This is a genomic window from Marinimicrobium sp. C6131, from assembly GCF_026153455.1.
Taxonomy (GTDB): domain Bacteria; phylum Pseudomonadota; class Gammaproteobacteria; order Pseudomonadales; family Cellvibrionaceae; genus Marinimicrobium.
This window is the reverse complement of the sequence record NZ_CP110629.1, coordinates 2,839,991-2,853,563: the sequence shown is the minus strand read 5'-3', so window position 1 is coordinate 2,853,563 and position 13,573 is coordinate 2,839,991. Positions and strand designations below refer to the sequence as shown.

10 protein-coding genes are annotated in these 13,573 nt (G+C 51.2%); 4 read left to right on the top strand and 6 right to left on the bottom strand.

The window, feature by feature from the left end; all coding sequences use genetic code 11:
- Window positions 1–82 precede the first annotated feature (82 nt).
- Entirely contained in the window at window positions 83–376 is a 294-nt protein-coding gene (locus OOT55_RS12360; protein ID WP_265366173.1) for a hypothetical protein, read from the bottom strand.
- A gap of 194 nt (window positions 377–570) precedes the next feature.
- Here OOT55_RS12360 and OOT55_RS12355 point away from each other — a divergent pair, with 194 nt between their 5' ends.
- A complete protein-coding gene (locus OOT55_RS12355) occupies window positions 571–1,578 on the top strand; it encodes a histone deacetylase family protein (protein ID WP_265366172.1) in 1,008 nt (335 codons plus the stop codon).
- Window positions 1,579–1,775: 197 nt separating this feature from the next.
- On the opposite strand, the gene OOT55_RS12350 is transcribed toward OOT55_RS12355, so the two are convergent.
- From OOT55_RS12350 to OOT55_RS12330, 5 genes are all read right to left on the bottom strand, one after another.
- Window positions 1,776–2,321, bottom strand: coding sequence for a pyridoxamine 5'-phosphate oxidase family protein (locus OOT55_RS12350; RefSeq protein WP_265366171.1), 546 nt, complete (start codon window positions 2,319–2,321; stop codon window positions 1,776–1,778).
- Between the two features lie 270 nt (window positions 2,322–2,591).
- Complete coding sequence (locus OOT55_RS12345; protein ID WP_265366170.1) at window positions 2,592–2,954, bottom strand: hypothetical protein; 363 nt, start codon at window positions 2,952–2,954, stop codon at window positions 2,592–2,594.
- A gap of 131 nt (window positions 2,955–3,085) precedes the next feature.
- Complete coding sequence (locus OOT55_RS12340) at window positions 3,086–4,336, bottom strand: hypothetical protein (RefSeq protein WP_265366169.1); 1,251 nt, start codon at window positions 4,334–4,336, stop codon at window positions 3,086–3,088.
- A gap of 375 nt (window positions 4,337–4,711) precedes the next feature.
- Window positions 4,712–5,674, bottom strand: coding sequence for a class I SAM-dependent methyltransferase (locus tag OOT55_RS12335; RefSeq protein ID WP_265366168.1), 963 nt, complete (start codon window positions 5,672–5,674; stop codon window positions 4,712–4,714).
- Between the two features lie 118 nt (window positions 5,675–5,792).
- Complete coding sequence (locus OOT55_RS12330; protein ID WP_265366167.1) at window positions 5,793–7,373, bottom strand: ABC-F family ATPase; 1,581 nt, start codon at window positions 7,371–7,373, stop codon at window positions 5,793–5,795.
- A 367-nt stretch (window positions 7,374–7,740) separates the two neighbouring features.
- Between OOT55_RS12330 and OOT55_RS17785 the strand changes: the two genes are divergently transcribed.
- From OOT55_RS17785 to OOT55_RS12315, 3 genes are all read left to right on the top strand, one after another.
- A complete protein-coding gene (locus OOT55_RS17785) occupies window positions 7,741–8,742 on the top strand; it encodes a chitobiase/beta-hexosaminidase C-terminal domain-containing protein (protein ID WP_322113810.1) in 1,002 nt (333 codons plus the stop codon).
- Window positions 8,743–8,765: 23 nt separating this feature from the next.
- A complete protein-coding gene (locus OOT55_RS12320; RefSeq protein ID WP_265366165.1) occupies window positions 8,766–10,598 on the top strand; it encodes a hypothetical protein in 1,833 nt (610 codons plus the stop codon).
- 607 nt (window positions 10,599–11,205) lie between these two features.
- Window positions 11,206–13,206: an RHS repeat-associated core domain-containing protein gene (locus OOT55_RS12315; protein WP_265366164.1), complete on the top strand. Its 2,001-nt coding sequence runs from the start codon at window positions 11,206–11,208 to the stop codon at window positions 13,204–13,206.
- The last annotated feature ends 367 nt before the right edge of the window (window positions 13,207–13,573 follow it).

Sequence of the window (13,573 nt, the reverse complement as noted above, 5' to 3'; positions counted from 1 at the left end):
CTGTCCACAAACGTATACCACAACAGAAAAACGGCCGAGGAAGGCCAAGGGGGCGCGATCGTCAGGCGCACCTGTCCTGTGGTCAGGCGAATTTGGGCGGGCGAAGCAGTTCCAGCGGCGCACGTGCGGGCACGGCGTCGATCGCTGAAGAGAGGAAGTGATCCGGGATTGAAATGGGTGTAACGGCCTGTGCCGTCAGAGCGACAAAACCGGAACAGGAACCGGGGCAACAGGCGCATTGGCTGTCGCAGTCGTGATCCGGGGCGACCGCCTTGTGCGTAGCGTCATATTCCGAATGACTGTGGGTGGCACCGCTATCGGCCACCGCCATCTCCATGGCGTCATGGCAGGGCTCGGGCGCCGTATCGACCATCATCGGCGGATGCGAGGCGCCCGCGGCCCTGCCAGACACAGCAGTAGCGCAAACAACCAATGACGGAACGAGTGGCGATTCATGCCGTTAGTCTAGCGCACCTGGGTCCGAGGGCAAAGCCAGGATGAACCCGGCCCGGTATGTGCTAGTCTCAACAGAGGCAATCACACACACGATCACCGGAGACAGGAGAGACCATGAAAGCGTTTTTTCATCCGTCCCAGGATAAACACGCCCCGCAATCCTACCTGACCCGAGGCCAGATGCGCCCGCCTCAGGAGCTGCCGGAGCGGACCCCGGAGCTGGTCAAGGGCCTGGAGGCCCTGGGCGTCCGGCCGGAGCAGGCCACCGATCACGGCATGGATGTGATCAACCGGGTGCACGACCTGGGTTACCTGCGCTTTCTTGAGTCAGCCCACCGGCGTTGGCCGGAAGACTGGGGCGGGGAGGTCATGTCCAACATCTTCGTCCGTTCACCGAACCCCATGCGCGGTATTCTGGCGGAATGTGCCCGCTATCAGGCCGACGGTAGCTGCCCCATCGGCCCCCACACCTGGGAGGCCGCCTACTGGTCCGCCCAGAGCGCCCTGTCCGCCGCCGATGAGCTTCTCACCGGGCAGCAGAGGGCCTACGCCCTGTGCCGCCCGCCGGGCCACCACGCCCGACACGATGCGGCCGGTGGCTTCTGTTATCTGAACAATGCCGCCATCGCCGCCGAAGCCCTGCTGGACCACTACGACAAAGTCGCCATCCTCGACCCGGACATGCACCACGGCCAGGGCATTCAGGAAATCTTCTACGATCGGGACGATGTGCTCTATATTTCCATCCACGGCGACCCCACCAATTTCTACCCCGTGGTGAGTGGCTATGAAGACGAGCGCGGAGCGGGCCCCGGCTACGGCTACAACATCAACATGCCCATGCCCCATGGTTCCCCGGAGTCCACCTTCTTCGAAAGAATGGCCGATGCCGCCGATGCCATCCGCCTGTACGAGCCGGACGTATTGATCGTCGCCCTGGGCTTTGACGTCTACCACGAAGACCCGCAGGCCAAAGTCTCGGTCAGCAGCGAAGGCTTCCGGCACATGGGCGAAGGCATCAACGCCATGAATCTGCCCACTCTGGTCATCCAGGAGGGCGGCTACCACCTGGAGTCCCTGGCGACCAACGCCAATAACTTCTTCAGCGGCCTGAACCCCTAGGGCACGCATGTCGTGTCGAGATTTGTGCCAAGGACCGGCACCGCATGGGTGCCCTACGGGCACTGAACCTGCCGCCGTGTAGGGCACGCATGTCGTGCCGAGATTTGTGCCAAGGACTGGCACCGCATGGATGCCCTACGGGCGCTGAACCTGCCATCCTGTAGGGCACCCATGTGGTGCCGTTACCAGGTTACGCACTAACGCGAAGCGATCCCGGTATCTTTCCCGTCCAAACTGACCGTATTTTTTTCCTGCCAATAGTCCTCCACACCCTCGCGACCTCGGCCATCAGCCCACTTATTCAGCGTTGGCCGCTCGCCCAGCAACTGATAATAAGGCACCGCGAAACCGCAGGACGTTTGCACAAGGTCCAGCTTGACCTCGAAAATCTGTCGAGCCCCGGTATAGTCTGGAAACTGCGCCGCCCTCTGGTTCCAACCATCATCTCGCGGATGGAAAACCGTAGCGCGACCGTAAAGCCGAAGTATCAAGGGTTGTCGATCGAATGAGCAGAACATAATAGTCATTCGATCATTCTCCCGCAGGTGAGCCGCCGTTTCATTACCGCTTCCGGTAAGATTCAACCACATCACCAGAGACTGATTGATGACCCTGAAACTGTCCATTCCTTTAGGGGACACGTTTACCGACCCCTCGTTTGCGGCGGTACCCACAAAGTAAATATGCTGATCTTCTATGAACGATATGTGTTGGTCTGTGAGTGCATCGAATCGCTCGGACATACAGCTTACCTCACCATGACGGCGCACCGTAGTGAACCGCAGTTATCTGATTATTAAAATCACCAATAAGCTGATGAATCGTCCTGCGCTCCACCCTTAGCGGCACACCACCAATAAGTCCAGCACCATGGCCAAAAGATAGGGTTTCAGTGCCTCGCCCCGTAGCAATTGTTACATGAGCAAATGCCGCCATCTCTATAGTTGGGAGCCTCATTCTGGACTTCCGCTGTGAGCCAGTGATGGACTTGCTCTCCATCAGCCGGCTGTTAACTATTCTGTCCACTCCCCGTTTACGTTGATTATTCTGCAAGGGTATAGGTCTTCTACTTGACGATTGTTCTTCTGACAGCCAACAAGCGCACTGGTTTTTGCATGCTCAACTGAAGTTCTGCTCGATTTCCAGTCCCACGCTCCAGACAGTGATTGCGCAAAAGCTTTGTGCTCGCCTGCAGCTAAATACTTGTCCCTAAAAGAAGCTAGCGCCTTTTTGCTTATGATTGATTCGGGGCCGCTACGGACGTTTTCATATAAGGTAATTGAACGATCTGGAGATGATATGTCTTTTGTATCTTGAGGAGTTGCAGCGCATCCGAACAGCGTGGTGAAAACCGCCAATATCAGTACTCTAGTCATGTTTAGCCCCATCTTGAATTTTACGAGTATAGTTAATGCCGCATCGACCACTAGCAATCCATTGAAACGCTAGATTATCCCTGTCTATCATGAGCTTCTCTTGAGCGTCGGACCTCGCCTGGGTTACTGTCTCAGCAGTCATGGTAGGGTGTTTCCCTGATCACTTCTTTGTTTAGCAACGCGGCGAGTCGGTCCTTGAAATCATCAAAGACATAACACTTCCCATAGAACACCGTTGTGGGTGTCTGGTCAGTCAGTACCACGGACAATTCGGCGCCACCGGAGCCCTTGGCCGGAAAAATATTCTGAATGGATATCGCCGCCACTTCGCTTTCATCAAACCTCAGGGCATGCGTCTGATCGGAAAAGCCCAAGATACCGTTTTTTCTGTCCACCCAGATCACGGGAGGTCCATTTTCCGGCAACTGGGGCGGCCTTCGCTTGATGCGCGGGTTATCATTCACATCCGAAGGGGCACTGATGGCCCTGGGGAGCGGCAGGATCTGCTCAACCGAAAGAATTTCCTCATACTCTGCATCAACCAGTAAAGCCGGGTATTGTCGTCTGTTGCGTATTTGCAGCGACGTGCAACCGCCATCAAATTGAAAGTGATTGTCGAACGTATAGACAATATTGAAGTCTATGCCTGCGGCGTCAAAATCGTGATTCTTCTGGTCGGCCCTCTCATAGAGCAGATGCTGATCCTGAGCGGGAAAGTCGCTTGAAAACAGTGCTTTCAGATCCTCGTAGCTGCGCGCCGTGCTGGTGGAGTCAAAACACTGGGTATAGAAGTGAAATACCGGTGCCTCGGGGTTTCCGCTTCGGTAAAAAGTAAGATTTTCCAAAATCAGGTTCCCCACGCGGACGGGGTGTCTGAATTTACCGACACTGTCCTGATACGGGGTAGACCCGAAGACAACATGCTCGGAAGCAGCGACGTCCTTATACGGCGTGTCCCAGCCTACGAACGCTTTATCCGGAGACTGAATCTCAAACCCCAGGTCATAGTCATCATACTGTTCACCGTCTAGCACCCGGTAATTCTGGATGCCGCGCCGTCGCCATAGCTCGATTTTTTCTGCACCCGGTTGATGCAGATGATCAAAAAAGGCGTCATCATCAAACCCGAACCGCTCAGAGAGTACCGTGTAGGTTTGTTCAAACCCCTGGAAATGGACGGGAATGGCATGCTGGTGGTCATCAAAGAGAAACAGAAAAGCCTCGCCGCGCTTGTTTACCAAAAGATAGGCGTACTGCAACTGACCAAGGCAGGCCCGCTTTTCCTGCTTGTTGTGAGCTCCCCAGGTGACGTAGTGTTCGTCTACTGACACATGGCCTTTCATGGTTTCCCGAGGAAAGCTTCCTTGATTGGAGTTCTTCATTTATAACGTGTCCGCTCTTTTCTCCAAAATATGACGAGTAATGGGAACCCGCGACGTCTTCATTGTAACAGGACCGGTGACTCTGTCGATTCCGCAGGTCAATGTGTTCGCTACAATCCTCCCCTGATTTCTCATAAAAAGAAACACTTCGGATTTGAATCCAAGTACATAGAATTTCCTTGTGCGCGATATTAGAAGGAAATGTTCTGGTTACATATCCAGTTAAAAGTCAACGGAAGAATGTTTAATGCGCCGGTTTTCGTCTTTATTGAACGTCAGAGATGACATGATGCGTATTTTCTCGGCTTAGGGCGTAGGCATAAACCCGAGCACGGCACCCGATGGGTGCCCTACGGGATTACAAACTCCGACCTTTTAATTGCTTGGCTTTCTGAACTTCAGCACCATCCGGTTGGCTTCGCCGATGGACAGGTACTTTTCTTTGTCTTTTGCATCTCCCATCAAGGAGGGAGGTAAGGACCAGATTCCTTGCGGATGATCGGCAGTATCCTTTGGGTTTAGCAGCAGGTCGTTTTTGCCTTCAAAGCTGAATCCGGCTTCTTCAGCCAACGTTAACCATAGTTGCTCGGGGACATAACCTGATTTCCCCCAATCCACATCCTGCAAGTCATCCGGTAGGCGTGGCGCCACAACTCCCAGTACTCCGCCGGGTTTGAGCGCCTGATAAAAGTTGGCCAAGGCGTGATTCATTGATTTCTCGCCTTCAAATACATAAAGCTGGTTGCGAACAGAGAGCACCACATCAGCGCTCTCTGGCGGCGCAATAGCGATATCGGCCAGTGGGGCAAACTCGGTGAGTATCACATTGTCGTAAACCGGGTGCGATTCAAGTTTGTCCTGGTATTCACTCCGGGCTTTCTGCATATATTCGGCGTCCAGAAGACTGAACTTGTCAGAGAAGTGGGAAGCGTAGAGTTTTCCTTCTTTCGCCAATAATGGCGCCAGGATCTCGGTATACCAGCCAGAGCCCGGCCACACTTCAACGACAGTACTTTGCGGCGTAACTTCAAAGAAACTCAGTACCTGTTCGGGCTTGCGCGCTGAATCTCGTGCTTTGTTCTCTTCCGTGCGAACCTCATGTCGCAAAGCTTGGGTGATATTGTCAGTGTCGGCAAAGCTGGTGTGGCTTGCCAGAAGAAACAGGCTTGCGCAAAGTAGTTTGATGCAGGGTAGCTTGATCAGCATGGCCAGATCCTTTTGTGGTGTATATTCATTATTGAGAGTGAATGAAAATGCACTTTCATCCGTTTTTTTATTGCCTGATTCCCTCAGGTAGGGTGTGTCTGTATTCAACCGGAAGACTGCCGTCTTGGGCAACGTTATATCATGCTTCAGACGGCGAGTTACGTCCTGTTTATACTGTATCGCTATAAGGCGCGAGGATAATATTCTGGAGTGCTCTTTTTGATGGATGCGGTGGTACCGCGCGGGTGCCCTACAATCCCTGGCTGCGTAGATACTCATCGTAGGAGCCGTGAAAATCCACCAGTCCATCGGGCTTCATGTCGATAATCCGGGTGGCCAGTGAGGAAACAAATTCCCGGTCGTGGCTGACGAAGATCAGTGTTCCCGGATAATTCTCCAGCGCCAGGTTCAGGGCTTCAATGGATTCCATATCCAGGTGGTTGGTGGGTTCGTCCATCAGCATGACGTTGGGGTTGAGCAGGGTCAGTTTGCCGAACAGCATCCGACCCTGTTCACCACCGGAAATCACCTTTACCGATTTTTTCACGTCGTCGTTGGAAAACAGCATGCGCCCCAGGGCGCCGCGTACCACCTGTTCATCACCGGTGGTCCACTGCTGCATCCATTCAAACAGTGTTGCCTCGTAGGCAAAATCATCGGAGTGGTCCTGTGCCACATAGCCGACGTCGGCCTGCTCGGCCCACTTGATGGTGCCCGAGTCGGCGGATACGTCTCCGTACAGGCAGCGCAGCAAGGTGGTTTTACCCGCGCCGTTGGGGCCGATGATCGCGACCTTTTCACCCGCTTCAATGCTCAGGCTCAGATCTTCGAACAGTGTCTTGTCAAACGCCTTGTTGGCTTTTTCCATGACCACCGCCAGACGGTGCAGCTTCTTGTCCTGGGAAAAGCGGATAAACGGGCTGACCCGGCTCGACGGTGGAATGTCTTCCAGTTTGATCTTTTCCAGTTGCTTGGCCCGCGAGGTGGCCTGCTTGGCTTTCGAGGCGTTGGCAGAAAACCGGCTGACAAAGGACTGCAGATCGGCAATCTGGGTTTTCTTCTTGGCGTTTTCGTTGTGTAGCCGTTCGCGGGCGGCGGTGGAGGCGATCATGTAGTCGTCGTAGTTGCCCGGATAAATGCGCAGCTCGCCAAAGTCCAGGTCGGCCATGTGGGTGCACACGCTGTTCAGAAAGTGCCGGTCGTGGGAAATGATGATGATGGTGCTGTTGCGCTGGGTCAGAATGCCTTCCAGCCAGCGGATGGTGTTGATGTCCAGGTTGTTGGTGGGCTCATCCAGCAACAGTACGTCGGGGTCTGAAAATAGTGCCTGGGCGAGCAGTACCCGCAGCTTCCAGCCGGGGGCGATGGCGCTCATGGGGCCGGTGTGCTGTTCTTCCGGAATTTCCAGTCCCAGCAGCAGCTCGCCGGCGCGGGCTTCGGCGGTGTAGCCGTCCAGCTCGGCGAACTGCACTTCCAGTTCCGCCACCTTCATGCCGTCGTCTTCGCTCATTTCCGGCAGGCTGTAAATGCGGTCGCGTTCGGCCTTCACCTTCCACAGCTCGGTGTGCCCCATGATCACGGTATCCAGCACCGTGTATTCCTCAAAGGCGAACTGGTCCTGGCGCAGCATGCCCATGCGCACATTGGGCTCCAGCATGACCTGGCCGCCGGAGGGTTCCAGGTCGCGGCCCAGAATTTTCATGAAGGTGGATTTGCCGCAGCCGTTGGCGCCGATCAGGCCGTAGCGATTGCCGTTGTTGAATTTGACCGAGACGTTCTCGAACAGGGGCTTGGCCCCGAACTGCATCGTAATATTGGCGGTAGAGATCACAAAGGGGTCCAACTGGGAGGTGTGGGCGCCGCAAGCGCGGTAGGGAAGGGCGCAAAAGGAGCGCAGTCTACCGGATACGGGCGCCCAGCCCAAGCGGAATCGGTATGGATGCCTACTCTAACTTAAGATACGCCATCAACCAGGGCTGGAGTTGTGAGAATCCTAAGTGATGTTTGACGAAAATACGTGTATTTTGACGTCATTGGGTGAGAGGGTCGTCGATCTTGTTATTTGAAACTTGCTATGAATACGTATGTACTGTGTTGCCAATCGAATGTTGGCGCATTACATTTGATTTTGGATGCTATGTCACGTATTGATGAATAGCGATTAATGATAACAATCAAACCAAGGGTAAGGATGCCGCATGCGTCATCACCTTTCTTGTATTAAAAAATCTGCAGTATTTCTGATCTTTTGCGGGATACCGACTCTCGCTTTGGGTCAGTTCTACTTGCCTCCTAGTGGTCCTTCTCTTAGCGTTAATCCTTCGGGTACGAACACCACAGGAAATTACACGATATCATGGGCAAGGAATAGCTCAGTCCCGAACTACCAGTTACAACAAAGAACTAGTGGTGGCAGTTGGAGTACAGTCTATACCTCCGTTAGTGGGGCACCGACGTCTTACTCTGCATCAAGTAAAAGTCCGGGTACATACGAATACCGGGCTAACTATTGCACCTACAACTTTATGTGCAGCTCTTGGGGGTCAGTGCTATCAGTTACTATCTCTCAGCCGACAGTCTCCACTCCAACGATATCTCCTTCTGGTGGCACTCATGTCGGATCCTTAGCTGTAATGGTTTCAACGTCGACTACAGGCGCTACCATCCGGTATACGACAAATGGTGCTTCTGTAACCTCGTCGTCACCAGTCTACTCTGGCCCTATTAATATCACTTCCAGTAGGACCGTCAAGGCCAAAGCATTTCGAACCGGATGGAAAAGTAGTGGGACACGATCAAGGAGCTTCACGATCTTGCCTCCCCCGGTCGCGCCTACAATTAATCCTCAAGGTGGCATTTACTACGATCCGGTTAAAATTACCCTGTCTACTCCAGAGTCGGGAATTGCAATTCGCTACACCACTAATAACTCTCAAGTTACGTCTTCATCCCCGCTTTATACTGGACCGATTACTGTTTCGTCGACAGTTCGACTTCGGGCCAGAGGCTATACCTCGGGAGGTGCTCCGGGAACAGAATCATCCGTGTACTTCCAGTTCAAGTCTCATGGCTCCGTTACAACGGATTATGGATATGATGCACTCGGTCGCCTGATAGAGCGAAGCGACTCAAACGGCCATCATGAAGAATATCAGTATGACGCTGCCGGAAATCGTGAATCGGTCGAACGAGATAACTAAAAAAGTAGTTAAAGGATTCCATTATGAGTAAAAGCTATCTAAATATGGCCAAAATGCTTCTCGACTTGTTGTCTATACTTTTCCTGGTGGCGTTCAACTCTTCTTATGCTCAGGAAATTGAAGAAGAGGAGTCGATAGGTCTTGAGCCACCACCAGAAGTGTCAGTGAGGGATGCATCGGGAACCGATATTCTATCTAGGGAGCCAGACTTTAGTCATAAAGGATTAAGTATCGGTTCCGGTGTCAGCAGCCTTTCTGCAACGATTCACCCTTGGACGAGAAGTTATTTTTATGGATTCGGCGATGACTACACTATACAAGTGACTCCACGCCCACAGGGATCGGGAGAGAATTCCCATGCTGTTCAGATAGGACGGTCAGCTCAGGACTTTGTATATATCTCAGGAGAGTTCGTATCCAAACGGAGGGATAGTGCGACCCTTGAAGGCGTGTGTCATGTTGGAGGTTGCGGGTCTTTGTTCGACGCTTATACCTACGTTAAGCACGATGGAACTATTGTCTTAATCGAGCCGGACTATCGAGAGATAACTTATCCAAACGGGTTTAAAATTAAAATTCATGGTGGAACTTTAAGAAAATCATCTGTGACAACCAATACAGGGCTCCAGCTCAAGTATGACTACATTGAAGATCAAAAGCCCTCCACGGGTAGTCTGTACTACTACAACTACCCGGAGCGGATTGTCGCTATCAATAATGCATACGAGTACTGTGACCCAGAGTCTAATCAGTGTTCACTTTCAGAAAATTGGCCAGAACTGATGTTTGATCTTCCCTCAGTGTCAGAGAGAACTGCTAGGGGAGGGGCCTTTGGAATAACGGACGCATCTAACTTAAAGACTGAGTACTTTCATCAAAGGCACAGCATTAACCAGAGTGGCGCTCCATACGAAGCACTAATTACATCTGTGAAACTACCTACGGGAAAATCAAGTGCGTCTAGAACAAGTCGGTATGAGTACCGCCACGTGTATTGTGCGGAAAATCAGATCACTGGTTGTAACGGAATTTATAAAAGGAATTCCATTGATAAAGTCATCATAGATGGGGCGGAGTGGGAGCACGACTATAAGCTGCCCAACACGCCTTATGCGTCTCAAAGCGCTAGCAGAGGACCGCTTGGTTTGCATCTCGCCGTGTTGGGCCCAGACAGTAGTCTGGTATCTATATGGACGCCTGATGGCATGAAGGCTATGTATTCAGATCGTAACCATAACAACATTGAGTCATTGATGGACAAGGGGCGCCGGTATGAGTTTGAGTATGACGGTCGGGGAAACTTAATAAAGCGGTCTCAAGTTGAAGTTCATGGCCATAATAATTACGGCTCTCATATAGAGCTCGTTGCTGAATATGAGCCTGATTGCAACACTAATAATAGATTTTGGTGCAATAAGCCGAACTGGATAGAAGATGGAAGGGGGAATAGGACCAATTACACCTACCATTCGGAGTCCGGCCAGGTTGAAACGGTAACTCTCCCCGCTGACAGGGATGGCATTCGGCCTCAACGACGCTACTTTTACGAGCAAAGGTATGCTCGTTACAAGAAGTCAGGTGCCCACATCGAAGCGGCAGATACGCCGATCTGGTTGTTGATAAAGACAAGTTATTGCCGCAGCGGGTCGGCTTCCGGTAGCGGCTGCGCCAGTCCAGCAGATGAAGTCGTTACCACATACGATTACGGTCCAACTTCAGGCGCCAACAATTTATGGTTAAGGGGAAAGCGTGTTGAGGCGAATGGAAAGACGCTGACGACCTGCTATCAGTACGACAAAGTCGGAAACATGATTGCTGAAACTATGCCTAAAGCCAGCAAGGCTAGCTGTTACTGAGGAGTAAATCGTAATGTTAATAGATCGGAGCTGCGCAGTTGTCCTTTGGTTGACGTCGTTGATTTACATCTTGGGAGCTAGCTCGTCCTTCGCACAAAGTACGCCATCACCCTATACGCATGGGAATAGATACAATCTAGGTGGAGACCTTACAGCCGAAATAAAGCCATCGGCTACAGCATCAGAGAATAAATTTCTTGCGGTAAGACGCTCATATAACGATCAAGGGCTGGTTTATCGAATAGAAAAAGGCGAGCTTACTGGCTGGCCCTCTCATGAAGTCGATGCCTCAAAATGGGAGGAGAAAGGATACCCTTTTTCGGTAACTCAGATTACCACTTACGAGTACGATGATTGGGGTCGGAAAACTATTGAGCGCCGAGAGTCGCCTTCAGGGGCCGTTCTCTCGTTGACCCAGTACTCTTATGATGGGTTGGGCCGTCTGGAATGCACTGCTGTTCGGATGAATCCGACAAGTTATGGCTCAATTCCGTCAAGTGCGTGCAGCTTGGGGTCAGCCGGGCTATATGGCCCTGATCGTATCACGAAGACCGTTTATTCCGAAAACGGTCTTCCCAGAAGAGTGCTTAAGGCATATGGAACCAGCTTGCAGCAAATTTATGCAGAGTACACTTACTATGTAGACAGCGCTAGTGACCACGCTAGCAGCTATCTTTGGGAGGTAAGGACCGTTAAGGACGCGAATGGAAATCTTACTCGGTATGATCATGACGGATATGGTCGGCTTCATTACTGGTTTTTCCCTCATAAAACCTCAAAAGGAAGTTACAGTTCGGGTGATTACGAAAAATACAGCTACGACGCGAACCAAAATCGTACGTCTATAAGAAAGAGAGACGGGAAGATCATTAATTACCAGTACGATCGGCTGAATAGGGTAATATCAAAGACCTTTCCAGCTAGTTCGACGGAGAACGTGTATTATGGTTATAACTTGCAAGGATTGGAAGTTTATGCTAGGTATCAGGGGCATTCCGGTCCGGGTGTCAGCCGGGTCTATGACGGATTCGGTAACGTAACGGAGGAGCGAAACAACAGTTACGGCACTAACTACACTTTGTCGTATCAGTACGACAAACACGGAAATAGGGAGCGAATAACCTATCCAGACGGAAAGTCAATTAGCTATCAGTATGACGGGTTAGACCGGCTGAAAAAAATACTGGATCCTTCAGGTAGTCAACTTATATCTTTGACGTATGACAAGCATTATCGGAGTCAGTTGAGGCGATCCGGGGCGTCCTCCACTAGTTACGAGTTCGACGCCGTCAATCGATTACGCGATCTTCATCATGCTTTCCCCAATGCAAATCATCAAGTGCGGCTTGAGCATGATTTTAATCCCGCCAGCCAAATAGTCCGTAATGACGCGAGTAATAGCCGATATCACTATGTCGCCGAAGAGAAAGGCATAGAAGGTTACACGGTAAACGGTTTGAATCAATACGTTAGTATTGGTGGGCATAGTTTGACGCATGATGCCAACGGAAATCTAACCTATCACGATGGGATTGGTTACCAATATGATACAGAGAATCGTCTAGTTCGAGCGACTGGCGCCAAAAATGCTTACCTTCGGTACGATCCGTTAGGGCGATTACGTGAGATTGACAAAGGTTCTTCTTCAACTAGAACGAGGTTCATATACTCGGGAGATTCACTCGTCGCGGAGTACAGTGCTTCTGGTGCACTTCTTAAACGCTACATTCTAGGGCCTGATTTGGATCAGCCGTTGGTTGAATACAATGGTACAAGCACTGCATCCTCTAACCGTCGGTACTTTTATCAGAACCATCAGGGATCAGTGATAGCGACATCGAATCAAACGGGGTCGAGTGTTAGCATCTACGCCTATGATCCATACGGAATACCGAAAGAGAAGGATCCTCCACGCGTCGCCTACACCGGGCAGATGTATCTTGATGAGATAGATTTGTATCACTATCGGGCGCGAGTGTATTCTCCTTATCTGGGAAGGTTTTTGCAAACCGATCCTGTGGGGTATGAAGATCAGATGAATCTTTATGCCTACGTTCACAACGACCCGTTGAATTATACGGATCCGACAGGAGAATGGGGTTTAGCGGGCGCCATTTACGGTGCAATTGCTGGTGCTGTTGGTGGGTATGTAGCCAGTGGCGGTACGTTAAAAGGAACATTAACTGGCGCGGTTGCCGGAGGAGCGGTAGGATCCGTCAACCCGCTTGCCTCAAATGCTGTTGGTATGGCTCTTGGTGGTGCGGCTGCTAGTGCTGCCGGTCAGGCTGCTACTCAGATTGCAGATAATATTCAAGCCGAAGGGTTGTCGGTTGATGCGGTTACGAATGTTGAAATTGATGTAGGTACAACTGCTGGTGCCCTCGTTGGTGGTGGTGCTGGCGGATCGGTTGCAAAAGTTGTTGCTGGAGCCGCTCCAAAAGTAGCTAGAAGCGTTGTCGGTAACACCTTTAAAGCAAGTAATGCTTCTAATGCCCCTGGCAAAACTGTGGGGGCTGTGATAGAGGGAGCGACGGTTGGAGCAGGAGAAACCGCAGGTAATGCAGTCGGGGAAGTTGTTGATTCTTGCACGCAAGATGGCGGCTGCTAAAAGTGAGACAGCTTTGTTTTTTGCCTGACAGGAACAGCCAGAATATTTAGCTGACGAGAGAGTTTAAAACAAATGTTGTTTTTAATTGGCATGTTAATATTTTCGATATTCTCTATCGCATTTTTGTCTGGATACTGCCTAGCGGTCAATTATGTGAGAAATCACTTTAATAAACTTGCGGCTTTCAGTTTGCATTTTTTGATGTTTATAACGATAGCGGCAAGTTTTTTGGTTTGCGCGGTGTTTCCGGTCTGGCTCGGAGAAAAGACGAATTTGTTTCAAGAAAATAGAGATATGCTTTATCTGTCTGGGTTATTTGTTTTTCTTGTTTCAGGTTTGGTCGCGGCCAAGTTGATTGGCATCAATA

Bases quoted from the DNA above. Each gene is read 5' to 3' on its own strand.
- OOT55_RS17785 (WP_322113810.1), top strand. From the start codon at position 7,741: ATGCGTCATCACCTTTCTTGTATTAAAAAATCTGCAGTATTTCTGATC.
- OOT55_RS12350 (WP_265366171.1), bottom strand. From the start codon at position 2,321: ATGTCCGAGCGATTCGATGCACTCACAGACCAACACATATCGTTCATA.
- OOT55_RS12355 (WP_265366172.1), top strand. From the start codon at position 571: ATGAAAGCGTTTTTTCATCCGTCCCAGGATAAACACGCCCCGCAATCC.
- OOT55_RS12340 (WP_265366169.1), bottom strand. From the start codon at position 4,336: ATGAAGAACTCCAATCAAGGAAGCTTTCCTCGGGAAACCATGAAAGGC.
- OOT55_RS12345 (WP_265366170.1), bottom strand. From the start codon at position 2,954: ATGACTAGAGTACTGATATTGGCGGTTTTCACCACGCTGTTCGGATGC.
- OOT55_RS12360 (WP_265366173.1), bottom strand. From the start codon at position 376: ATGATGGTCGATACGGCGCCCGAGCCCTGCCATGACGCCATGGAGATG.
- OOT55_RS12320 (WP_265366165.1), top strand. From the start codon at position 8,766: ATGAGTAAAAGCTATCTAAATATGGCCAAAATGCTTCTCGACTTGTTG.